Genomic DNA, 21,817 nt, shown 5'->3' on the forward strand with positions numbered 1-21,817 from the left:
CTCTGGCCCCGATGGACACGGAAGCAAAGCCCTCGGAGCGCGATCGCTCCTCCGCACCCGCAACGGCGCCGGAGGAGGGGTCGCGCTCCTCGCGTATCCCGGATCGGCCGGCCGCCCCGATGACCTGGCGCCGGACCGCGGCGCTCGGTGCCGTCTGCGCGGTCTTCGTGCTGCTCCTGAGCAACTACGTGGTGCAGCCCTTCCTGATCCCCAGCGGCTCGATGGAGCCCACGCTGCGGGTGGGGGACCGGGTGCTGGTGAACAAACTGGCGTACCGTTCCGGCTCCGTGCCGCAACGCGGCGACGTGGTGGTCTTTGACGGCACCGGATCCTTTGTGCAGGAGCCCCCGCGGACGAATCCCGTCACCGGTCTGATGCACTCGGTGGCCGCGTCCCTGGGCCTCGTGGAGCCCGCCGGGACCGACTACGTGAAGCGGGTGGTGGGCGTGGGCGGCGACCGGGTGGTCTGCTGCGACAAGCGGGGCCGGATCGAGGTGAACGGCCGGCCGCTCACCGAGGGCTATCTGTATCCGGGGGACGCGGCCTCCGGGGTCCGCTTCGACATCGTCGTCCCCGACGGCACGCTGTGGGTGATGGGTGATCACCGGAGCAAGTCCCGCGACTCGCGTGACCACCTGGGGGAGCCGGGCGGTGGCATGGTCCCCGTCGACATGGTGATCGGCCGGGTGGACTGGATCGGCTGGCCGCCCAGCCGGGTGGGCTCGCTGCCGGACGGTGCCGCCTTCTCCGCCGTGCGGACGCCGGGCGGGGGTCATGGGTAACCGCGGTCGCGGACGGCGCGAGCCGTCCGGCCCTGGAATACCGTCGTCCGGTACCGGGGCGTCCCTGGCCGGAACGGGGCCGACGGCGGCGCGTTCGCTGCCCACCAGGGCGGAGCGTCGCAAGCTGGCCCGCAAGGTCCGGCGACGGCGGCGCGGGGCCGCCGCGCGGGAGATACCGCTGCTCGTCCTGGTGGCACTGCTCATCGCGCTCGTGCTCAAGACCTTCCTGGTGCAGGCCTTCGTGATCCCTTCGGGATCGATGGAGCAGACCATCCGGATCGGTGACCGGGTGCTCGTGGACAAACTGACGCCCTGGTTCGGATCCAGGCCCGAGCGCGGCGACGTCGTCGTCTTCAAGGACCCGGGGCGCTGGCTGAACCAGGAGAACGCCGGCAAGAAGGAGTCCCCCGTCGTCGTCAAGCAGGCGAAGGAGGTGCTGACCTTCATCGGGCTGCTGCCCTCCGACGACGAACAGGATCTGATCAAGCGGGTGATCGCGGTCGGCGGCGACACGGTGAAGTGCTGTGGCAAGGACGGCAGGATCAGTGTCAACGGCGTACCGCTCGACGAGCCCTATCTTTATCCGGGGAATCCTCCGTCCCTCATCAAATTCGAGGTAAAGGTTCCGCAGGGCCGGATTTTCGTGATGGGTGACCACCGGTCCGACTCCGCCGATTCCCGCTATCACCTGGATGAGCCGGGACACGGCACGGTCTCCGAGGACGAGGTCGTGGGACGGGCCGTCGTGATCGCCTGGCCCTTCGGCCACTGGCGAAAACTGGAGAAACCGACGACCTTCGGTCAGGTCGCGGACGCGCGCGCCGGGACCGCCGCCGCGCCGGGCCCGTCGAATAGTGTGTCGTCTCGGGATCCGAACGGAATGAGTCCTCTCCCGACCCCTGCGGAACTTCCGCTCGTTATGGGAATGGTGGGCCTGCACCGGCTAGGGCGCAGGCGGTGGCACGGAATAAGGAGTGGATGTGGGGGATTTGGCCGTCGGCGCACGATCCGGACACGAAGAACCCGAGGACCGGCCGGATCATTCGGGTACTGCCGGGGCGACGGGCCACGCGGGGAGTGACGGCGACACCCCGGACGGCCGTGGCAGGCCGGGGGGGAAGCCACGCTCCTTCTGGAAGGAGCTGCCGCTGCTCATCGTCATCGCACTGGTTCTCGCGCTGCTGATCAAGACGTTCCTGGTGCAGGCGTTCTCGATCCCCTCGGACTCGATGCAGAACACGCTCCAGCGGGGCGACCGGGTGTTGGTCGACAAGCTGACGCCCTGGTTCGGATCGGAGCCCGGGCGCGGCGAGGTCGTGGTCTTCCACGACCCGGGCGGCTGGCTGGACGAGACCCCGGAGGTCCATCCGAATGTGGTCCAGAAATTCCTCAGCTTCATCGGGCTGATGCCGTCCGTCGAGGAGAAGGACCTGATCAAGCGGGTCATCGCCATCGGTGGCGACACGGTGGAGTGCAAGGAGAACGGCCCGGTCGTGGTCAACGGCAAGGCCTTGGACGAGCAGTCGTTCATCTTCCCGGGCAACACTCCCTGCAACGACGCGCCCTTCGGCCCGATCAAGGTGCCCGAGGGCCGGATCTGGGTGATGGGCGACCACCGCCAGGACTCCCGCGACTCCCGCTACCACCAGGAGCTGCCGGGCAACGGGACGGTCTCCAACGACGAGGTGGTCGGCCGGGCCATCGTCGTGGCGTGGCCGATCAACCGCTGGGCGACCCTGCCCGTCCCGAAGACCTTCGATCAGCCGGGTCTGAACGCGGCGATGGCCGCGGCGCCCGGCGCGATCGGCCTCGCCGGAGCGATTCCGATCGTGCTCTGGCGACGCAGGCGAGCCGGCCTGGTTTCCGGTCGGCAGCAGTGACTGATGGTCTGCCATGAGCCCTTGGACCGTGCCGATCGACGGGGTGAGTGATGTCTTTGATGTCATTGCGACCAAGGCATCGGCAAGATCGAGTAAATGTGCGGATGCCCGACGGGCGTTCTTCATAGGATCTTGACGGCCGATCAGTACAACTGCGCAGAGTGTGAGGATCTCCGTCCGGGCGGGTCCGGCCCCTACCCGTCCACGGTGGGACCGGTGGTTTCGGCTCCGGCCGGACGGTACGGAAGCACCGCCCTCCGGTTGCTCGGCGAGCACGTCGAGCAACCGGAGGGCGGTTGCCGGTGGTGGGAGGCCGGGGATGCCCGGTGACACACCGTCGGCAAAGCGGTCGGGGACGCAGGAGCGCTGCGGAACTCCCGCTCGTTGTTCGGGGCAGTGGGCCTTTGAACGGACAGGGCCCTGGAGCAGGCCTGGGCGCAGAGTGAGGACTGGATGTGAGTGACGTGGCTGCCGGTGCACGACCTGGACACGAAGAGCCCGCGAAGGGGCCCGACCAGTCCGCTGAGTCCGTCTCCGCTCCGCCGGTGGAGGCTCCGGGCCAGGACGGGGACGGAGACCGGGACGAGGGCGGTGCGAAGGTCAGGAAGCAGCGCCCCTTCTGGAAGGAGCTGCCGCTGCTGATCGTCGTCGCGCTGGTTCTCGCGCTGCTGATCAAGACGTTCCTGGTGCAGGCGTTCTCGATCCCCTCGGACTCGATGCAGAACACGCTCCAGCGGGGCGACCGGGTGATGGTGGACAAGCTGACGCCCTGGTTCGGTTCGGAGCCCGAGCGCGGCGAGGTGGTCGTGTTCCACGATCCTGACAACTGGCTGGCCGGGGAGCCGACCCCCGAGACGAACGCGGTGCAGGACTTCCTGAGCTTCATCGGGCTGATGCCGTCGTCCAAGGAGAAGGACCTGATCAAGCGGGTCATCGCGGTCGGCGGCGACACCGTGCAGTGCGCGAAGGGCGGCCCGGTCGTGGTCAACGGGAAGGCGCTCGACGAGCCCTACATCTTCCCGGGCAACTCGGCGTGCGACGACAAGCCCTTCGGGCCGTTCCAGGTGCCCGACGGCAAGATCTGGGTGATGGGCGACCACCGGCAGAACTCCTTGGACTCGCGCTATCACACCGACGAGGCGACCAAGGGTTTCGTGCCCGTCGACGATGTCGTGGGGCGGGCCGTGGTGGTGGCATGGCCCATCAACCGCTGGGCGACCCTGTCGGTCCCGGACACCTTCGACCAGCCGGGGATCGGCGCGGCCGCGGCCCTGGCCCCGGGGGCACTCGGTGTGGCCGGTGCGCTGCCCCTCGTACTGCTGCGCCGCAGGAGGCTGACCAGCGGGCGTACCGCCGGGTAGGGTGCCGACTCGGATCAGCGATTGTCGATCTCCGAGGTGGGGGGACGCTGGGATGAGCGGAAAAGGACGTACGGGTGACGGTCACGGCCGGCTCGGCAGCATGCTGTCCGGGCTGGCCGTGGCCGTCGGCTGTGTGCTCTTCCTCGGCGGGTTCGCCTGGGGGGCGGTGGTGTACAAGCCGTACACCGTGCCGACCCGGTCGATGACCCCGACGGTGCACGCCGGTGACCGGATACTCGCGCAGCGGATCGACGGGAGCGAGGTGCACCGCGGCGACGTGGTCGTCTTCACCGATCCCGCGTGGGACGCCAACCTGCCGATGGTGAAGCGGGTCGTCGGGATCGGCGGCGACAAGATCGCCTGCTGCGGGAAGGACGGCCGGCTCACCGTCAACGGCAAGCCCATTGATGAACCGTATCTGCATGTGAAGGACCCCGCCTCGGCCCAGAACTTCACGGCGGAGGTCCCCAAGGGGAAGCTCTTCCTCCTGGGCGACGAACGCACCGCCTCACTGGACTCCCGGGTCCACCTGGACGACGCGGGACAGGGCTCCGTCCCCCGCGACGCGGTTCAGGCCCGGGTGGATGCCGTCGCCTGGCCCATGAACGGCATGGTCGAGCGTCCGCAGGCCTTCGCCTCCCTCCCCGGCGGGGTGTCGTCGCCCGGACCGCTGAGGCTTCAGCTCGGCGCGGTGCTCGTGGGCGTGGCGCTCATCCTGGGCGGCGCGGCATACGGCCCGATCGCGGCACGGTCCGCCCGGAAGAGGCGCGCGAAGGAGCCCGCCGGTGCGCGTTGAGAAGCGGAAGGTCGCCCGTGTGGTGCTCCTGGACCCCGATGACCGCATCCTCCTGATCCACGGGTTCGAGCCCGGGGATCCGCGGAGCACCTGGTGGTTCACGCCCGGTGGCGGTCTGGAGGGCGACGAGACCCGGGAGCAGGCCGCGCTGCGCGAACTGACGGAGGAGACCGGCATCATTGATGTCGAGCTGGGCCCCCTCCTCTGGCAGCGGATGTGCTCGTTCCCGTTCGACGGACGCCGCTGGGACCAGGACGAGTGGTACTTCCTGGCGCGTACGACGCAGACCGCCACCGACACCAGTGGGCTGACCGGGCTGGAGCAGCGCAGTGTCGCGGGTCTGAGGTGGTGGACCTCCGCCGAACTGTCGGCGGCGCGTGAGACGGTGTACCCGACCAGGCTCGCCGAGTTGCTGCGCACGCTGCTCGACGAGGGTCCTCCGCATACGCCACTGGTTCTGGACCCCGAAATCGCCTAAGCGCCCGGGGGGCCCGGGGCCTGGCGCACAATGGGGGGACGCACGGCTGAAGGGGAACATGCCAATGAGCGCCGAGGACCTCGAAAAGTACGAGACCGAGATGGAGCTGAAGCTCTACCGGGAGTACCGAGATGTCGTCGGTCTGTTCAAATATGTGATCGAGACCGAACGGCGCTTCTACCTCACCAACGACTACGAGATGCAGGTGCACTCGGTCCAGGGCGAGGTGTTCTTCGAAGTATCGATGGCGGACGCCTGGGTCTGGGACATGTACCGGCCCGCGCGGTTCGTCAAGCAGGTACGTGTGCTGACGTTCAAGGACGTCAACATCGAGGAGCTCAACAAGAGCGATCTCGAACTTCCGGGTGGCTGAGCCCACTCCGGGAAGGGAGTGATTCGCACATCCGGGTGGCCGGGTTATCCACAATCCCGGAGTTGTCCACCAAGATCCACAAGCCGGGGCCGGACGCGTCAGAGTCGGTCCCGGAGGTGGTGCCGAAATGAACGCACGGGGGGCACTCGGGCGGTACGGCGAGGATCTGGCGGTGCGGCTGCTGGCCGGGTCCGGCATGTCCGTACTGGAGCGGAACTGGCGCTGTCGCGCCGGTGAGATCGACATTGTCGCGATGGACGGCGACGCACTCGTGGTCTGCGAGGTGAAGACCCGCAGGGCGGGTGCCTTCGAGCACCCGATGGCGGCCGTCACGCCGGTCAAGGCGGAGCGGCTGCGGAGGCTGGCCGGCATCTGGCTGGACCGGCACGGCGGTCCGCCGCCCGGTGGGGTCCGGATCGACCTGGTCGGAGTGGTGCTGCCCAGGCGCGGAGCGCCCGTCGCCGAGCATGCGCGGGGGGTGGCCTGATGGGGTTCGCGCGGGCGTGCTCGGTGGCGCTCGTCGGCGTCGAGGGCGTGGTGGTGGAGGTCCAGGCGGACCTGGAGGCGGGGGTGGCCGCGTTCACCCTGGTGGGGCTGCCGGACAAGAGCCTGGTGGAGAGCCGGGACCGGGTCAGGGCCGCGGTGGTGAACTCCGGGGCCGAGTGGCCGCAGAAGAAGCTCACGGTGGGCCTGTCACCGGCCTCCGTGCCGAAGGGCGGTTCCGGGTTCGACCTGGCCGTCGCCTGCGCGGTGCTGGGGGCGGCCGAGCGGATCGATCCGGCGTCCATCGCCGATGTGGTGATGATCGGCGAACTCGGGCTCGACGGCCGGGTGCGGCCGGTGCGCGGCGTGCTGCCCGCCGTGCTCGCCGCGGCGGAGGCCGGATACCGGCAGGTGGTCGTGCCCGAACAGACCGCGGGGGAGGCGGCGCTGGTCCCCGGCGTCTCCGTCCTCGGGGTACGGAGCCTGCGGCAGTTGATCGCCGTGCTCTGCGAGGAACCGGTGCCCGACGAGCGGGAGGCGCGCGACGAGGGGCGCCCCGACACCATGCTGGCCGGGCTGATGGTGCCCGGCGCGGGTATCGGTACCGGGCTCACCCGCGGGGCCGGGCAGGGCGAGGGGAACCCACCCGATCTGGCGGACGTGGCGGGGCAGGAGCGGCCCCGCAAGGCTCTGGAGGTCGCCGCGGCCGGCGGTCACCATCTGCTGCTCTCGGGACCGCCGGGCGCAGGCAAGACCATGCTGGCCGAGCGGTTGCCGGCGATCCTTCCGGCGCTGACCAGGAAGGAGTCCCTGGAGGTGACCGCGGTGCACTCGGTGGCGGGCATCCTGCCGCCGGGGGAGCCACTGGTCGCCAGGCCGCCCTACTGCGCGCCCCACCATTCGGCGACGATGCAGTCGCTGATCGGCGGGGGCAACGGGCTGCCGCGGCCCGGCGCGGTCTCGCTGGCCCACCGGGGGATTCTCTTTCTGGACGAGGCGCCCGAATTCTCCGTGCGAGCACTGGACGCGCTGCGCCAGCCGCTGGAATCGGGGCACGTGGTGGTGGCACGCAGCGCCGGTGTGGTGAGGCTGCCCGCCAGATTCCTGATGGTGCTGGCCGCCAACCCCTGCCCGTGCGGCCGGCACAGCCTCGGCGGGGCCGGCTGCGAATGCCCGCCGTCGGCGGTCAGGCGCTACCAGGCACGACTCTCCGGGCCACTGCTCGACCGGGTGGATCTGCGGGTGGTCGTCGACCCGGTCAGGCGCCAGGACCTGATGGGCCAGGGCGGCCGGGGCGAGCCGACCGCCTCCGTCGCGGCCCGGGTCCGGGAGGCCAGGGCCCGGGCCGCCGACCGGCTGGCGGGCACCGCGTGGTCCTCCAACAGCGAGGTGCCCGGCCATGAGCTGCGGACCAGACTGGTCGCGGCACCGGGCGCGCTCATGGAAGCCGAACGGGACATGGAGCGGGGCCTGCTCACCGCACGGGGCCTGGACCGGGTGCTCCGGGTGGCGTGGACGGTCGCCGATCTGCGCGGCGCCGACCGCCCGGACGCCTCCGATGTCGCGGTGGCGCTGGAACTGCGGACGGGGATCCCGCGGGGCGCCCTGATGAACGCGGGGGTGTCATGACGGTGAGCGGTCAGGAGCGGCTGGCGCGGGCCGCCCTGACCCGCATCATCGAGCCGGGGGACGAGCGCGGTGGCCGCTGGCTGCGCGAGTGCGGTGCCGTCGAGCTGGTGCGGCGGATCACCACCCGGGACGGCACCGCGGAGCAACTGAGCGGAATGACCCCGAAACGGCTCGCCGGATACCGGCTACGGGCCGAAGGCGTCGACCCCGGCCAGGACCTCTCGGCGGTCGCCGCGCTCGGCGGGCGGTTCGTCTGCCCCGGGGACCGGGAATGGCCCACCCAGCTCGACGACCTCGCGGACGCCAGGCCGACCGGCCTGTGGGTGCGGGGCCCCCGCGATCTGCGGCTCTGGGCGCTGCGCTCGGTCGCCGTGGTCGGCGCCCGCGCCTGCACCCCCTACGGATCGCACATGGCGGCCGGCCTCGGCGCGGGACTCGCGGAGCTGGGATGGGTGGTCGTGTCGGGAGCCGCGTTCGGGGTCGACGGGGCGGCGCACCGGGGCGCGCTCGCCGCCGGCGGGGCGACGACGGCGGTACTGGCCTGCGGGGTGGACGTCCCCTACCCCCGGGGACACGCCGAACTGATCGGGCGAATCGCTGAACAGGGGCTCGTCATCGGCGAATTGCCGCCATCCGATCATCCCACCCGCAGCAGATTCATTCTCCGGAACCGGGTCATCGCCGCGTTGACGCGCGGGACGGTCGTGGTCGAGGCCGAATACCGCAGCGGTTCACTGGTCACCGCGCGCTGCGCACAGCGGCTGGGCCGCTTCACCATGGGCGTGCCGGGCCCCGCCACCAGCGGGCTGTCGGCAGGGGTCCATGAACTCCTGCGCGGAGAGGCCGTCCTGGTGACCGATGCCTCGGAAATCGCCGAACTGGTGGGGGACATCGGCGAACTGGCTCCGGTCAGGCGAGGCCCCGTGCACCCCCGGGACCTGCTGGACGCGGTCTCCGCCAGAGTTCTCGACGCACTGCCGTACCGGGGCTCCGTCAGCGGGCGGGACGTGGCCCGCACCGCCGGAACCAGCACCGACGAGGCGCTCGGCAGGCTGTACGAACTGCACTCACTGGGGTTCGTCGAACGGGATGGCGATGGATGGCAGTTGACGCCGCGGCCGACTTGCAACGGCGACGCGCGGCGAGGCGGTACTTGACCTGGAGCATTCGGGTGAAAAGGTGATGCAGATGACCTCGGCGGATCCTTCAGCGGCGCCTCCGGGGCCGGCGCACACGGCGACGGCCCCGGACCCCAGTCATGTCGGACCGGCCGGAATCGCACGGCGCCGATCACCTATCCTGCGCGGACCGCGACATCACAGTCACGCTACGCTCGCAAGGATTTCGACTCAGACATACGTCCCAGCACTTCACAGCAGAACGGCTCAAGGCACCACATGCCCCAGCACACCTCCGGGTCTGACCGCGCGGCAGTACCACCGGCTGCGCGTGGCACTGTGCGCCCCCCTGCGCCCTCCTCGCTCGACGAGTTGTGGCGTTCGTACAAGTCCACGGGTGACGAGCGGCTGCGGGAGCAGCTGATCCTGCACTACTCACCGCTGGTGAAGTACGTCGCGGGCCGGGTGAGCGTGGGCCTGCCTTCCAACGTCGAACAGGCGGACTTCGTCTCCTCGGGGGTCTTCGGACTGATCGACGCGATCGAGAAGTTCGACATCGAGCGCGCGATCAAGTTCGAGACATACGCGATCACCCGCATCCGCGGCGCGATGATCGACGAACTGCGGGCGCTGGACTGGATCCCGCGCTCGGTGCGGCAGAAGGCGCGGGCCGTGGAACGCGCCTACGCCACGCTGGAGGCGCAGCTGCGGCGTACCCCCTCCGAGGCGGAGGTCGCCGCGGAGATGGATATCGCGCTGGAGGAACTGCACGCGGTTTTCAGCCAGTTGTCGCTGGCGAACGTGGTCGCGCTGGAAGAGCTGCTGCATGTCGGCGGCGAGGGCGGCGACCGGCTCAGCCTGATGGACACACTGGAGGACACCGCCGCCGACGATCCGGTGGAGGTCGCCGAGGACCGCGAGCTCAGACGCCTGCTCGCCCGGGCCATCAACACGCTTCCGGAGCGAGAGAAGACAGTCGTGACGCTCTACTACTACGAGGGCCTCACCCTCGCCGAGATCGGCAATGTACTCGGCGTCACCGAGAGCCGGGTCAGCCAGATCCACACCAAATCCGTGCTCCAGCTGCGCGCGAAACTGGCCGACGCCGGACGCTGAGAGACGCTCGCGGCCGTGCCGGTCATGGCCGCTTCGGCCACGGATCGGGGCCGTACCCGTTCTCTCGAACAGCGGTCGCCGTAGAGTGGACACGTGCCCAGGATTCGAGCGGCCTCGGTGGCCGAGCACCGGACCATGCAGCGCGGCGCCCTCCTGGACGCCGCACGCTCCCTGCTGTCCGAGGGCGGTACGGAGGCGTTGACCTTCCCCGCACTCGCCGAACGCACGGGCCTCGCCCGGTCCTCCGTGTATGAGTACTTCCGCTCCCGCGCGGCCGTGGTCGAAGAGCTCTGCGCCGTCGACTTCCCCGTCTGGGCGGCCGAGGTCGAGAACGCGATGGAGCAGGCCACCACACCCGAGGACAAGATCGAGGCCTATGTGCGCCGGCAGCTCGATCTCGTCGGGGACCGCCGCCACCGGGCGGTCGTAGCCATCTCGGCCAGCGAGCTGGACGCCGGGGCACGCGAGAAGATCAGGGCCGCGCACGGCGGGCTGATCGCCATGATCGTCGAGGCGCTCGGCGACCTCGGCCACGCCCAGCCGAGACTGGCGGCGATGCTGCTCCAGGGTTCGGTGGACGCCGCGGTGCGACGTATCGAACTGGCTGTGGCAGAGGAGCCGTCCGTGATCGCGGACACCGCCGTCGCCATGATTCTCCGAGGCGTGCAGGGCGCACAGGACTGACGCCGCCGCGTCGCGGCGAGCGCGAGCAGAACGCCGGGGGCGGCGAGCCCGTCCCCGGTCCCCATCGCCGAGCGCCCGGACCCGGGCTCGGGTTCGGGCACCCCGAACACCGGAAGCAGCCGGGACGGGCCCCGCCGAAGCAGCGACGGCGGCAGCAGTGACAGCGGATCCAGATAGGTGTCACCGCGCCGCAGCCCCCAGTGCAGACAGCCCGACGCGCAGTGGAAGGGCCCCGTCTCCACGACCGCCACCACCTGCTCCGCCGTCACCTTCTCGCCCTTCGTGACGAGAGCGCGCACCGGTTCGTACGTGGTCCGAAGCGGCGGATCGCCGCTTCCGGCCACCTCGATCGCCAGCACCCCGCGCCCCGCCACACGTCCCGCGAACGACACCTCTCCCGGTGCGGCGGCGAGGACCGTCGCCCCCGGCTCCGTGGCGAGGTCGACGCCGCGGTGCCCCCGCCCGTAGGGACCGGCCGGGGGCTCCCACCCGCGTACGACCGCGGGCCTCCCCGCCAACGGCCAGGCCCGGTCGCCGTCCGCCGCCGGTGCGGGAGCCGGTGCCGGAACGGGCGCGGGGACGGGGGCCGGTGCCCGTGCGGTGGCGACCGACGGGCCGCACACCACCGCCAGCAGGACCACCACCGCCACCACGAGTGCCTCCCGCAGATGAAGGGAAGCGGGCTCCGGGGAACCGGCCGGACCGGTCGGATCAGTTGTGCTCGGATCAGGCATGCATCGCATGGCAGAACCGTCCCGCAGTCCCACGATCCGCGGGGATCATGAACCGGATCTGTGGACAACCAGCCGGTTGTGGACAGCGCCGTCACCCGGCACCCGGGCCGTCCCGTACACTTCCTATGGCGATCCGGGTCACCGGGTCGACTTCGCACGCCCCGCCACCTCCCTCTCTGCGGACGGTGGCCGCGCTCCTCGGTCCCTCGTGGCACGGCGCGTCGGGGCGTCAGGCGCGACAGCAATCCTGCGGTCGCGACAACCGAGCACCTCAAGGAGTACGGCCATGGCCGTCGTCACGATGCGGGAGCTGCTGGAAAGCGGCGTCCACTTCGGTCACCAGACCCGTCGCTGGAACCCGAAGATGAAGCGCTTCATCTTCACCGAGCGCAACGGCATCTACATCATCGACCTGCTCCAGTCGCTGTCGTACATCGACCGCGCCTACGAGTTCGTCAAGGAGACCGTCGCCCACGGCGGCTCCATCATGTTCGTGGGTACGAAGAAGCAGGCCCAGGAGGCCATCGCCGAGCAGGCGACGCGCGTCGGCATGCCGTACGTCAACCAGCGTTGGCTCGGTGGCATGCTCACCAACTTCTCCACCGTCTACAAGCGCCTTCAGCGTCTGAAGGAGCTCGAGCTCATCGACTTCGAGGACGTGGCCGCCTCCGGCCTCACCAAGAAGGAGCTCCTGGTCCTCTCCCGCGAGAAGGCCAAGCTGGAGAAGACCCTCGGTGGTATCCGCGAGATGCAGAAGGTGCCGAGCGCCGTCTGGATCGTCGACACCAAGAAGGAGCACATCGCCGTCGGTGAGGCGCGCAAGCTCCACATCCCGGTCGTCGCGATCCTCGACACCAACTGTGACCCCGACGAGGTCGACTACAAGATTCCGGGCAACGACGACGCGATCCGCTCCGTCACCCTGCTCACCCGCGTGATCGCCGACGCCGTCGCCGAGGGCCTCATCGCCCGTTCCGGTGCCGCCACCGGTGACTCGAAGCCGGGCGAGAAGGCCGCCGGCGAGCCGCTCGCCGAGTGGGAGCGCGACCTGCTCGAGGGCGACAAGAAGGCCGACGCCGAGGTGCAGACCTCCGCCGAGACCGAGAAGGTCGCGGACGCCGAGGCCGCCGCGGCCCCCGCCGCCGAGGCTGCTGCCGAGGCTCCGGCCGCGGACGCCGAGCAGGCCTGACACCCGTCACGGCTGAAGACGGCGGGGGCCGGTGCCACAAGCACCGCCCCCGCCGTTCACCCGTAGATCTTTCAGACTTCGAGAGAGAAACACAGACTCATGGCGAACTACACCGCCGCTGACGTCAAGAAGCTCCGCGAGCTGACCGGCGCCGGCATGATGGACTGCAAGAAGGCGCTCGACGAGGCCGACGGTATCGTCGACAAGGCCGTCGAGGCGCTCCGTATCAAGGGCCAGAAGGGCGTCGCCAAGCGCGAGGGCCGTTCTGCCGAGAACGGTGCCGTCGTCTCCCTCATCTCCGAGGACCAGACGTCCGGTGTTCTGCTGGAGCTGAAGTGCGAGACGGACTTCGTCGCCAAGGGTGAGAAGTTCCAGAACGTCGCGAGCACCCTCGCCGCGCACGTCGCCGCCACCTCCCCGGCCGACATCCAGGCGCTGCTCGCCTCCGAGATCGAGGCCGGCAAGACCGTCCAGGCGTACGTCGACGAGGCCAACGCCAACCTCGGCGAGAAGATCGTCCTGGACCGCTTCGCGCAGTTCTCCGGCGCGTACGTCTCCGCGTACATGCACCGCACCATGCCCGACCTGCCGCCGCAGATCGGTGTTCTGGTCGAGCTGGACAAGGCCGACGCCGAGCTGGCCAAGGGCATCGCGCAGCACATCGCCGCGTTCGCCCCGAAGTACCTGTCCCGCGAGGACGTCCCGGCCGAGGTCGTCGAGGCCGAGCGCCGCGTCGCCGAGGAGACCACGCGCGCCGAGGGCAAGCCCGAGGCCGCGCTCCCGAAGATCGTCGAGGGTCGCGTCAACGGCTTCTTCAAGGAGGCCACCCTCCTCGGCCAGCCGTACGCGCTGGACAACAAGAAGTCCGTCCAGAAGGTCCTGGACGAGGCCGGTGTCACCCTGAAGCGCTTCTCGCGCATCAAGGTCGGCATCTGAGTCCGTCCGCGAACAACGGTGGACCCCGATAGGGTCTAGTGCAGTCGTCGGCCGCACTCACGCCGTACGACCGCAGATCTGACGAGGAGGCCATTGCCGCTGAGGGACACCAGACCCACCGGCAATGGCCTTCTTCGTATGTGCACGAGGAGAATCTCCATGAACAAGGGCGCGGACGCCGCACAAGGTGACCACAAGCGCGACGACGGCAAGGTGGCCGGACGCTTCATGCTGAAGCTGTCCGGAGAGGCGTTCGCCGGCGGCGGGGGTCTCGGCGTCGACCCCGACGTCGTACACGCCATCGCCCGGGAAATCGCGGCGGTCGTCCGTGACGGCGCGGAAATCGCGATCGTCATCGGCGGCGGCAACTTCTTCCGCGGCGCCGAGCTCCAGCAGCGCGGCATGGACCGGGCCCGGTCCGACTACATGGGCATGCTCGGCACGGTCATGAACTGCCTGGCGCTCCAGGACTTCCTGGAGAAGGAAGGCATCGACTCCCGCGTCCAGACCGCCATCACCATGGGGCAGGTCGCGGAGCCGTACATCCCGCTGCGCGCCGTGCGCCACCTGGAGAAGGGCCGCGTCGTCATCTTCGGCGCCGGCATGGGGATGCCGTACTTCTCCACCGACACCACCGCCGCCCAGCGCGCCCTGGAGATCGACGCAGAGGCCCTTCTGATGGGCAAGAACGGGGTGGACGGGGTCTACGACTCCGACCCGAAGAGCAACCCCGACGCGGTGAAGTTCGACGCGCTCGAGTACAGCGAGGTTCTCGCCCGCGATCTCAAGGTCGCCGACGCCACCGCCATCACGCTCTGCCGCGACAACGACCTGCCGATCCTCGTCTTCGAGCTCACCGCCACCGGCAATATCGCCCGCGCGGTCAAGGGTGAGAAGATCGGGACGCTCGTGAGTGACCGGAGCACCCGGGTCTGAGGACCGGGGGACCTTCCCGGAGTACCACGGGAGGGTCCGGGCCCCGGGGTCACCCCCGGGACCGGCCCCGAAGGATGGACAACGGCCTGCCGGTCGGACACCGTGCAGGTGAGGACGCGACGCAGGACCCGCCGGGCCCGGGCACGACGGGCCCACTCAAGACACGCAGGAGCACGTGGTGATCGAAGAAACCCTCCTCGAGGCCGAGGAGAAGATGGAGAAGGCCGTCGTCGTCGCGAAAGAGGACTTCGCCGCGATCCGCACCGGCCGTGCGCACCCCGCGATGTTCAACAAGATCGTCGCCGACTACTACGGCGCGCTGACCCCGATCAACCAGCTCGCCTCGTTCTCGGTGCCCGAGCCGCGCATGGCCGTCGTGACGCCGTTCGACAAGACCGCGCTGCGCAACATCGAGCAGGCGATCCGTGACTCGGACCTCGGCGTCAACCCGAGCAACGACGGCAACATCATCCGGGTGACCTTCCCGGAGCTCACCGAGGAGCGCCGCCGCGACTACATCAAGGTCGCCAAGGGCAAGGCCGAGGACTCCAAGATCTCCATCCGCGCCGTGCGCCGCAAGGCCAAGGAGACCCTGGACAAGCTGGTCAAGGACAAGGAGTCGGGCGAGGACGAGGTGCGTCGCGCCGAGAAGGAGCTCGACGACACCACTGCGAAGTACGTCGCGCAGGTCGACGAGCTGCTCAAGCACAAGGAAGCCGAGCTGCTCGAAGTCTGATGAACGACTCTTCCTGGGGCGCCCCGCAGGGAGCCGGCCACTGGGGTGCGCCCGAGATGCGGGCTGCCCCGGCGGGTCCTGCTTACGATGTGCATGACGCCCAGCAGACTCGGCCCATGCCCATCGTGCCGGACGATCCCGACGCAGGTAGAGACGCTTACGACCGTGATGACCGGGGCCAGGGGGCCGGACGCCTGAGCGGCGGCCCCCTGTTCCGTGACGAGAAGCCGCAGGAGCCCATGTCCACCGCGCCGCCGTCCCCGCAGAAGAAACGTGCGGGCCGTGACCTGCGAGCCGCCATAGGGGTCGGTGTGGGGCTCGGCGCCGTCATCGTCGCCTCGCTGTTCATCGTCAAGGCCGTCTTCGTCGGTGTCATCGCCGTCGCCGTCGTCGTGGGCCTGTGGGAGCTGACCTCCCGGCTCCAGGAGCGCAAGGGCATCAAGGCGCCGCTCGTCCCGCTGGCGGTGGGCGGCGCGGCGATGGTGGTCGCCGGCTACGCGAAGGGCGCCGAAGGCGCCTGGGTGGCGATGGCGCTGACCGCGCTCGCGGTGCTCGTCTGGCGGATGACCGAGCCGCCCGAGGGCTACCTCAAGGACGTCACGGCCGGTGTGTTCGCGGCGTTCTACGTACCGTTCCTCGCCACGTTCGTCGCCATGCTCCTGACCGCCGACGACGGGCCGCAGCGGGTGCTCACCTTCCTGCTGCTGACCGTGGTCAGCGACACGGGTGCGTACGCCGTCGGCTGGCGCTTCGGGAAGCACAAGCTCGCACCGCGCATCAGCCCCGGAAAGACCCGGGAGGGACTCTTCGGGGCCATCGCCTTCGCGATGGTGGCCGGTGCGCTGTGCATGCAGTTCCTGATCGACGGCGGTTCCTGGTGGCAGGGGCTGCTGCTCGGGCTCGCCGTCGCGGCCAGCGCCACGCTCGGCGACCTCGGCGAGTCCATGATCAAGCGGGACCTCGGGATCAAGGACATGGGCACGCTGCTGCCGGGGCACGGCGGCATCATGGACCGGCTCGACTCGCTGCTGCCGACCGCCCCGGTGGTCTGGCTGCTGCTGGTGCTGTTCGTCGGCTCCGGCTGAGATCGCGCCGCTGACCTGCGATTCTTCGAGTGCGGGCCCGCTGTCCACAGGACGGCGGGCCCGCACTGTTCCGTCTGCGACACTGGATGAACCATGCCTAAGCCCGGAGAACTCACTTTCGTCGCGCCCCGCGGAGCCAAGAAGCCGCCGCGGCACCTCGCCGACCTCACGCCCGCCGAGCGCAAGGAAGCCGTCGCCGCGATCGGCGAGAAGCCGTTCCGCGCCCAGCAGCTGTCGCAGCACTACTTCGCGCGGTACGCGCACGACCCGGCCGAGTGGACCAACATCCCGGCCGCGTCGCGGGACAAGCTCGCCGAGGCGATGTTCCCCGATCTGATGTCCGTGGTCCGCCACATCAGCTGCGACGACGACACCACCCGCAAGACGCTCTGGAAGCTGCACGACGGGACGCTCGTCGAGTCCGTCCTGATGCGCTACCCGGAGCGGGTGACGATGTGCATCTCCTCCCAGGCGGGATGCGGGATGAACTGCCCGTTCTGCGCGACGGGGCAGGCCGGTCTCGACCGCAATCTGTCGACCGCCGAGATCGTCCACCAGATCGTGGACGGGATGCGGGCGCTGCGCGACGGGGAGGTTCCCGGCGGCCCGGCGCGGCTCTCCAACATCGTCTTCATGGGCATGGGCGAGCCGCTCGCCAACTACAACCGGGTGGTCGGCGCGATCCGCCGGCTGACCGACCCCGAGCCGGACGGGCTGGGGCTCTCGCAGCGTGGGATCACCGTCTCCACGGTGGGCCTGGTGCCCGCGATGCTCCGCTTCGCCGACGAGGGCTTCAAGTGCCGACTCGCCGTCTCGCTGCACGCCCCGGACGACGAGCTGCGCGACACCCTCGTCCCCGTGAACACGCGCTGGAAGGTGGGTGAGGTGCTGGATGCCGCGTGGGAGTACGCGGAGAAGTCCGGCCGCCGCATCTCCATCGAGTACGCGCTGATCCGTGACATCAACGACCAGGCCTGGCGCGGTGACCGGCTCGGCCGGCTCCTCAAGGGCAAGCGGGTGCACGTCAACCTGATCCCGCTGAACCCCACGCCCGGTTCCAAGTGGACCGCCTCGCGGCCCGAGGACGAGAAGGCGTTCGTCGAGGCGATCGCGGCCCACGGGGTGCCGGTGACCGTGCGGGACACCCGTGGCCAGGAGATCGACGGAGCCTGCGGGCAGCTGGCGGCGGCCGAGCGCTGAGGCCACTCCCGAACGGGCCCGGGAGCCCGTGTAGCCTGGGCCCGAAATCAACTTCATATTCCGACAGGGGAGCGCCACAGCGCTGAGAGTGCGGCACCGAGGACAGGTCGGCCGCAGACCCTCTGAACCTCGCCCGGGTCATTCCGGGTAGGAAGTTCGGTCATCAACTCATGCTGTTGCGCCCTGCCCGCTTCTCCGCGGGCGGGGCCGCGTCTCTTCCTGGCCAAAACCCAGGAGGAATCCACAATGAGCACCACTCGCAGGACCAAGCAGCTCGCGGCATCGGCCGCCGCCGCCGCGCTCGGCGTCACCGCACTCGCCGGGTGCGGCAGTTCCGGCGATCAGTCCGCCGGATCCGGCGGCACGAAGGGCCCGGCCTCCAAGACCGTGACCCTCGTCAGCCACGACTCCTTCAACGCCTCCAAGGACGTACTGAAGGAGTTCACCGCGGAGACCGGCTACACCGTGAAGGTGCTGAAGAGCGGTGACGCGGGTGTCGCGCTCAACCAGGAGATCCTGACCAAGGGCTCCCCGCGCGGCGACGTGTTCTTCGGCGTCGACAACACACTGCTCTCCCGCGCCCTCGACAGCGGGCTCTTCACGCCGTACGAGGCGAAGGGCATCGACCGGGTCGCGGCGGACACCCTGCTCGACGCGGACAAGCACCGGGTCACCCCGATCGACACCGGCGACATCTGCGTCAACTACGACAAGAAGTACTTCGCCGACAAGAAGCTCGCGCCGCCGCAGTCCTTCGCCGACCTGGCGAAGCCCGCGTACAAGAACCTCCTCGTCACCGAGAACGCCGGAACGTCCTCGCCCGGCCTCGGTTTCCTCCTCGGCACCGTCGCCACCTACGGCGAGAAGGGCTACCAGGACTACTGGAAGAAGCTGAAGAGCAACGGCGTCAAGGTCGTCGACGGCTGGGAACAGGCGTACAACGAGGAGTTCTCCGGCTCCGCGGGCGGCAAGAAGGCCAAGGCCGACCGGCCGCTCGTCGTCTCGTACGCCTCCAGCCCGCCCGTGGAGGTGCTGTACGCGAAGCCGCAGCCGGCCGAGGCGCCGACCGGTGTCGCCACCGGGACCTGCTTCCGGCAGATCGAGTTCGCCGGCCTGCTGAACGGTGCGAAGAACGAGGCGGGCGGCAAGGCCCTGCTGGACTTCCTGATCGGCAAGAAGTTCCAGGAGGACATGCCGCTCAACATGTTCGTGAACCCGGTCACCAAGGACGCGAAGCTGCCGGAGCTCTTCACGAAGTTCGGCGCGACGGTGGACAGGCCGACGACCGTGGCCCCGGACCTCATCGCCAAGAACCGTGAGCAGTGGGTCCAGTCGTGGTCCTCGCTCGTAGTGAAGTAACGAAGACCCCCGTACGCGGACCGGCCGCGGGCGGGGAGGCTCCCCGCGGCCGGCCGGTCCGGCCTTCGCGGGCGCGGGGCGCTCGTGCGAAGGCCCGGCGCGGGAACGCGGTGCGGCTCGGCCTGATGGCCGTGCCCCTCGCGTTCTTCGCGCTGTTCTTCGCCTACCCGGTCGCCGCGATCGTCGGCCGCGGCCTGAAGGTGGACGGCGTCTGGCAGTTCGGCCGGATCGGCGAGGTGCTGACCCGGCCGGACATCCGCGAGGTCCTCTGGTTCACCGGCTGGCAGGCGCTCGCCTCGACCGCGCTGACCCTGTTGATCGCGCTGCCGGGCGCCTATGTCTTCGCCCGTTTCGACTTCCCCGGCAAACAACTGCTGCGGGCGGTCGTCACGGTGCCGTTCGTCCTGCCGACCGTGGTCGTCGGTACGGCCTTCCTGGCGCTGCTGGGGCGTGGCGGATTCCTCGACGAACTCTGGGGCGTACGGCTCGACACCACCGTCTGGGCGATTCTGCTCGCCCATGTCTTCTTCAACTACGCGGTGGTGGTCCGGACGGTCGGCGGGCTGTGGGCCCAGCTCGACCCCCGGCAGGAGGAGGCCGCCAGGGTGCTGGGCGCGGGACGGTTCGCCGCCTGGCGTCGGGTCACCCTGCCGGCCCTCGCGCCCGCCGTGGCCGCGGCCGCGCTGATGGTCTTCCTCTTCACCTTCACCTCCTTCGGTGTCGTGCAGATCCTCGGTGGTCCCGGTTTCTCCACGCTGGAGGTGGAGATCTACCGGCAGACCGCGCAGCTGCTCGCCCTGCCGACGGCCGCCGTGCTGACACTGGTGCAGTTCGCCGCGGTCGGCGCGATCCTCGCCGTGCACGCGTGGACCGTACGGCGCCGGGAGGCCGCGCTGAAGCTGGTCGACCCGGCGCAGACCGCGCGCAGTCCTCGCGGCGCCGGGCAGTGGGCGCTGCTCTGCGGGGTGCTGCTGACCGTACTGCTGCTGATCCTGCTGCCGCTCGGGGTACTCGTCGAGCGCTCCTTCGACACCGGCGGCGGGCATGGTTTCGACTTCTACCGTGCCCTGGCGTCCGTGGACGCGGGCGGTGGTACGTTCCTGGTCGCGCCGCTCGAAGCGATCTGGAACTCCTTGCAGTACGCGCTGGTCGCGACGGTCATCGCGCTCGTCATCGGCGGGCTGGCCGCCGCGGCGCTGACCCGGCGCGCCGGGCGCCTCGTGCGCGGCTTCGACGCGCTGCTGATGCTGCCGCTCGGGGTGTCCGCGGTCACCGTCGGCTTCGGCTTCCTGATCACGCTGGACAAGCCCCCGCTGGATCTGCGGACCTCCTGGATCCTGGTGCCGCTCGCCCAGGCGCTGGTCGGTGTGCCCTTCGTCGTACGGACCATGCTGCCCGTGCTGCGTGCTGTGGACGGGCGGCTGAGGGAGGCCGCGGCGGTCCTCGGGGCGTCGCCGCTGCGGGCCTGGCGTGAGGTCGATCTGCCGCTGGTGCGGCGGGCGTTGCTGGTCGCGGCCGGTTTCGCGTTCGCCGTCTCGCTCGGCGAGTTCGGCGCGACGGTGTTCATCGCGCGGCCCGACCGCCCGACGCTGCCGGTCGCCGTGGCCCGGTTGCTGGGGCGGGCCGGGGAGCTCAACTACGGCCAGGCGATGGCCCTCAGCACCATCCTGATGGTGGTCTGCGCCGTCTCGCTGCTGCTGCTCGAACGTATCCGCACGGACCGGTCCGGGGAGTTCTAGAGATGCTGACACTGGAATCGGCCATGGTCCGCTTCGGCGAGCGGGCGGCGCTCGACGCGGTGGACCTGGAGGTCGCCGAGCACGAGATCGTGTGTGTGCTGGGGCCGAGCGGGAGCGGCAAGTCCACTCTGCTGCGGGTGGTCGCCGGACTGCACCCGCCGGACAGCGGCCGGGTGTTGCTGGACGGCGCCGACCAGGCCGGGGTGCCGGTGCACCGGCGCGGTCTGGGCCTGATGTTTCAGGACCACCAGCTCTTCCCGCACCGGGACGTCGGTGCCAACGTCGCGTTCGGGCTGCGGATGCACGGGGTGTCGCGCCGCGACCAGGAGCGCAGGGTCGGCGAACTCCTGGATCTGGTGGGCCTGCCCGGCGCCGAACGGCGTGCCGTCGCCGCACTGTCCGGCGGCGAGCAGCAGCGTGTCGCCCTCGCGCGGGCCCTCGCCCCGCGCCCCAAGCTGCTGATGCTGGACGAGCCGCTCGGCCAGCTCGACCGCGGCCTGCGTGAACGGCTCGTCGTCGAACTGCGCACGCTCTTCGGGCAGTTGGGTACGACGGTGCTCGCCGTCACGCACGATCAGGGTGAGGCGTTCGCGCTGGCCGACCGGGTGGTGGTGATGCGCGACGGACGGATCGCCCAGGCGGGCACCCCGCTGGAGGTGTGGCAGCGGCCCGCCTCCGCGTTCGTCGCCCGGTTCCTCGGCTTCGACAACGTGGTCGAGGCGACGGTGAGCGGTGCCGTCGCCGACACGGTGTGGGGCAGGGTACCGGTGGCCGAGGGCTCGCCGCAGGGGGCGTGCGACCTGCTGGTGCGTCCGGCCGGGGTCCGGATCGGCGCCCCGGACGAGGGGCTGCGCTGCGTGGTCGGGACACGTACGTTCCGGGGCAACCACGTCGCCGTACGGCTGTTGCCGGAGCGCGGTCCGGTCCTGGAGGCGGAGTGCGCGCTGCGGGACGCGCCCGAGGAGGGCGCGGCGGTCGGGGCGGGCTTCGACGCGGCGGAGACCGTCGTGCTGCCCGCCCGCTTCTGACCGGGCGCGTTCACCGCACCGGATCAGAAGCGGGCGGCCCCGGTCGCGGGATCCGGCCGCCGGCCGGACGATTGCCTGATGCCCCGGAGCGCGGTTCCGGTAGCCCCCGGGGTCCTTCGGCACGTCCTCGCGGGCAGTCCCCGGGGGGCGTGCGGCAGATCCGGAACGACTCCGG

Annotated in this window: 21 protein-coding genes, 1 pseudogene and 1 riboswitch; of the genes and pseudogenes, 21 read left to right on the forward strand and 1 reads right to left on the reverse strand. The window is 70.2% G+C overall.

Annotated features, from left to right (window positions below):
* Positions 1 to 11: 11 nt before the first annotated feature.
* The 12 genes from lepB (AB0D53_RS33900) to AB0D53_RS33955 all read left to right on the forward strand — a co-directional run bounded on the left by lepB (AB0D53_RS33900) (position 12) and on the right by AB0D53_RS33955 (position 10,700).
* A complete protein-coding gene (lepB, locus tag AB0D53_RS33900; protein WP_362453068.1) occupies positions 12 to 782 on the forward strand; it encodes a signal peptidase I in 771 nt (256 codons plus the stop codon).
* Positions 775 to 1,863, forward strand: coding sequence for a signal peptidase I (gene lepB, locus AB0D53_RS33905; RefSeq protein WP_362453069.1), 1,089 nt, complete (start codon positions 775 to 777; stop codon positions 1,861 to 1,863). The genes lepB (AB0D53_RS33900) and lepB (AB0D53_RS33905) overlap by 8 nt, the downstream gene beginning before the upstream one ends.
* Positions 1,772 to 2,662, forward strand: a complete 891-nt coding sequence (lepB, locus tag AB0D53_RS33910; protein WP_362453122.1) for a signal peptidase I — start codon at positions 1,772 to 1,774, stop codon at positions 2,660 to 2,662. The genes lepB (AB0D53_RS33905) and lepB (AB0D53_RS33910) overlap by 92 nt, the downstream gene beginning before the upstream one ends.
* Positions 2,663 to 3,207: 545 nt before the next feature.
* Complete coding sequence (lepB, locus tag AB0D53_RS33915; RefSeq protein ID WP_362453071.1) at positions 3,208 to 4,023, forward strand: signal peptidase I; 816 nt, start codon at positions 3,208 to 3,210, stop codon at positions 4,021 to 4,023.
* Between the two features lie 52 nt (positions 4,024 to 4,075).
* The gene (gene lepB / locus AB0D53_RS33920) at positions 4,076 to 4,819 is read left to right on the forward strand and encodes a signal peptidase I (protein WP_362453072.1); all 744 of its coding nucleotides are present in this window, start codon (positions 4,076 to 4,078) and stop codon (positions 4,817 to 4,819) included.
* Positions 4,809 to 5,297 (forward strand): NUDIX hydrolase, encoded by a 489-nt coding sequence (locus AB0D53_RS33925; RefSeq protein ID WP_362453073.1) that lies wholly within the window; start codon positions 4,809 to 4,811, stop codon positions 5,295 to 5,297. The genes lepB (AB0D53_RS33920) and AB0D53_RS33925 overlap by 11 nt, the downstream gene beginning before the upstream one ends.
* Positions 5,298 to 5,361: 64 nt before the next feature.
* Complete coding sequence (locus AB0D53_RS33930; RefSeq protein ID WP_003965949.1) at positions 5,362 to 5,670, forward strand: DUF2469 domain-containing protein; 309 nt, start codon at positions 5,362 to 5,364, stop codon at positions 5,668 to 5,670.
* A gap of 127 nt (positions 5,671 to 5,797) precedes the next feature.
* Entirely contained in the window at positions 5,798 to 6,157 is a 360-nt protein-coding gene (locus AB0D53_RS33935; protein WP_329815054.1) for a YraN family protein, read from the forward strand.
* Positions 6,157 to 7,782: a YifB family Mg chelatase-like AAA ATPase gene (locus AB0D53_RS33940; protein ID WP_362453075.1), complete on the forward strand. Its 1,626-nt coding sequence runs from the start codon at positions 6,157 to 6,159 to the stop codon at positions 7,780 to 7,782. The genes AB0D53_RS33935 and AB0D53_RS33940 overlap by 1 nt, the downstream gene beginning before the upstream one ends.
* The gene (dprA, locus tag AB0D53_RS33945) at positions 7,779 to 8,939 is read left to right on the forward strand and encodes a DNA-processing protein DprA (RefSeq protein ID WP_362453077.1); all 1,161 of its coding nucleotides are present in this window, start codon (positions 7,779 to 7,781) and stop codon (positions 8,937 to 8,939) included. The genes AB0D53_RS33940 and dprA overlap by 4 nt, the downstream gene beginning before the upstream one ends.
* Positions 8,940 to 9,179: 240 nt before the next feature.
* Positions 9,180 to 10,016, forward strand: coding sequence for an RNA polymerase sigma factor WhiG (gene whiG, locus AB0D53_RS33950; protein WP_362453079.1), 837 nt, complete (start codon positions 9,180 to 9,182; stop codon positions 10,014 to 10,016).
* Between the two features lie 117 nt (positions 10,017 to 10,133).
* Positions 10,134 to 10,700 (forward strand): helix-turn-helix domain-containing protein, encoded by a 567-nt coding sequence (locus AB0D53_RS33955; RefSeq protein WP_362453123.1) that lies wholly within the window; start codon positions 10,134 to 10,136, stop codon positions 10,698 to 10,700.
* An 89-nt stretch (positions 10,701 to 10,789) separates the two neighbouring features.
* On the opposite strand, the pseudogene AB0D53_RS33960 reads toward AB0D53_RS33955, so the two are convergent.
* Positions 10,790 to 11,434, reverse strand: a pseudogene (locus AB0D53_RS33960) (M23 family metallopeptidase); the annotation flags it as partial.
* Positions 11,435 to 11,720: 286 nt separating this feature from the next.
* On the opposite strand from AB0D53_RS33960, the gene rpsB reads away from it, so the two are divergent.
* From rpsB to AB0D53_RS34005, 9 genes are all read left to right on the forward strand, one after another.
* The gene (gene rpsB, locus AB0D53_RS33965) at positions 11,721 to 12,623 is read left to right on the forward strand and encodes a 30S ribosomal protein S2 (protein ID WP_362453080.1); all 903 of its coding nucleotides are present in this window, start codon (positions 11,721 to 11,723) and stop codon (positions 12,621 to 12,623) included.
* Between the two features lie 99 nt (positions 12,624 to 12,722).
* The gene (gene tsf / locus AB0D53_RS33970; RefSeq protein WP_362453081.1) at positions 12,723 to 13,559 is read left to right on the forward strand and encodes a translation elongation factor Ts; all 837 of its coding nucleotides are present in this window, start codon (positions 12,723 to 12,725) and stop codon (positions 13,557 to 13,559) included.
* A gap of 159 nt (positions 13,560 to 13,718) precedes the next feature.
* On the forward strand, positions 13,719 to 14,495 hold the full coding sequence (gene pyrH / locus AB0D53_RS33975) for a UMP kinase (RefSeq protein ID WP_266911580.1): 777 nt from the start codon (positions 13,719 to 13,721) through the stop codon (positions 14,493 to 14,495).
* A 178-nt stretch (positions 14,496 to 14,673) separates the two neighbouring features.
* Positions 14,674 to 15,231, forward strand: a complete 558-nt coding sequence (frr, locus tag AB0D53_RS33980; RefSeq protein WP_072487217.1) for a ribosome recycling factor — start codon at positions 14,674 to 14,676, stop codon at positions 15,229 to 15,231.
* On the forward strand, positions 15,231 to 16,316 hold the full coding sequence (locus tag AB0D53_RS33985) for a phosphatidate cytidylyltransferase (RefSeq protein WP_362453082.1): 1,086 nt from the start codon (positions 15,231 to 15,233) through the stop codon (positions 16,314 to 16,316). Before frr ends, AB0D53_RS33985 begins: the two co-directional genes overlap by 1 nt.
* A 93-nt stretch (positions 16,317 to 16,409) precedes the next feature.
* Positions 16,410 to 17,516, forward strand: a complete 1,107-nt coding sequence (rlmN, locus tag AB0D53_RS33990) for a 23S rRNA (adenine(2503)-C(2))-methyltransferase RlmN (protein WP_072487215.1) — start codon at positions 16,410 to 16,412, stop codon at positions 17,514 to 17,516.
* A 55-nt stretch (positions 17,517 to 17,571) separates the two neighbouring features.
* A riboswitch (TPP riboswitch) is annotated at positions 17,572 to 17,688 on the forward strand.
* A 74-nt stretch (positions 17,689 to 17,762) separates the two neighbouring features.
* Positions 17,763 to 18,875: a thiamine ABC transporter substrate-binding protein gene (locus AB0D53_RS33995; protein ID WP_362453083.1), complete on the forward strand. Its 1,113-nt coding sequence runs from the start codon at positions 17,763 to 17,765 to the stop codon at positions 18,873 to 18,875.
* Between the two features lie 125 nt (positions 18,876 to 19,000).
* Positions 19,001 to 20,614: an iron ABC transporter permease gene (locus AB0D53_RS34000; RefSeq protein ID WP_362453084.1), complete on the forward strand. Its 1,614-nt coding sequence runs from the start codon at positions 19,001 to 19,003 to the stop codon at positions 20,612 to 20,614.
* Positions 20,615 to 20,616: 2 nt separating this feature from the next.
* Positions 20,617 to 21,642: an ABC transporter ATP-binding protein gene (locus AB0D53_RS34005; RefSeq protein WP_362453086.1), complete on the forward strand. Its 1,026-nt coding sequence runs from the start codon at positions 20,617 to 20,619 to the stop codon at positions 21,640 to 21,642.
* Positions 21,643 to 21,817 lie beyond the last annotated feature (175 nt).

The sequence above is a fragment of the Streptomyces sp. NPDC048295 genome, from assembly GCF_040652135.1.
Taxonomy (GTDB): Bacteria; Actinomycetota; Actinomycetes; order Streptomycetales; family Streptomycetaceae; genus Streptomyces.

Bases quoted from the DNA above. Each gene is read 5' to 3' on its own strand.
- lepB (WP_362453068.1), top strand. From the start codon at position 12: ATGGACACGGAAGCAAAGCCCTCGGAGCGCGATCGCTCCTCCGCACCC.
- lepB (WP_362453069.1), top strand. From the start codon at position 775: ATGGGTAACCGCGGTCGCGGACGGCGCGAGCCGTCCGGCCCTGGAATA.
- lepB (WP_362453072.1), top strand. From the start codon at position 4,076: ATGAGCGGAAAAGGACGTACGGGTGACGGTCACGGCCGGCTCGGCAGC.
- AB0D53_RS33930 (WP_003965949.1), top strand. From the start codon at position 5,362: ATGAGCGCCGAGGACCTCGAAAAGTACGAGACCGAGATGGAGCTGAAG.
- AB0D53_RS33935 (WP_329815054.1), top strand. From the start codon at position 5,798: ATGAACGCACGGGGGGCACTCGGGCGGTACGGCGAGGATCTGGCGGTG.
- AB0D53_RS33940 (WP_362453075.1), top strand. From the start codon at position 6,157: ATGGGGTTCGCGCGGGCGTGCTCGGTGGCGCTCGTCGGCGTCGAGGGC.
- dprA (WP_362453077.1), top strand. From the start codon at position 7,779: ATGACGGTGAGCGGTCAGGAGCGGCTGGCGCGGGCCGCCCTGACCCGC.
- whiG (WP_362453079.1), top strand. From the start codon at position 9,180: ATGCCCCAGCACACCTCCGGGTCTGACCGCGCGGCAGTACCACCGGCT.
- rpsB (WP_362453080.1), top strand. From the start codon at position 11,721: ATGGCCGTCGTCACGATGCGGGAGCTGCTGGAAAGCGGCGTCCACTTC.
- tsf (WP_362453081.1), top strand. From the start codon at position 12,723: ATGGCGAACTACACCGCCGCTGACGTCAAGAAGCTCCGCGAGCTGACC.
- pyrH (WP_266911580.1), top strand. From the start codon at position 13,719: ATGAACAAGGGCGCGGACGCCGCACAAGGTGACCACAAGCGCGACGAC.
- AB0D53_RS33985 (WP_362453082.1), top strand. From the start codon at position 15,231: ATGAACGACTCTTCCTGGGGCGCCCCGCAGGGAGCCGGCCACTGGGGT.
- rlmN (WP_072487215.1), top strand. From the start codon at position 16,410: ATGCCTAAGCCCGGAGAACTCACTTTCGTCGCGCCCCGCGGAGCCAAG.
- AB0D53_RS33995 (WP_362453083.1), top strand. From the start codon at position 17,763: ATGAGCACCACTCGCAGGACCAAGCAGCTCGCGGCATCGGCCGCCGCC.
- AB0D53_RS34000 (WP_362453084.1), top strand. From the start codon at position 19,001: ATGGCCGTGCCCCTCGCGTTCTTCGCGCTGTTCTTCGCCTACCCGGTC.
- AB0D53_RS34005 (WP_362453086.1), top strand. From the start codon at position 20,617: ATGCTGACACTGGAATCGGCCATGGTCCGCTTCGGCGAGCGGGCGGCG.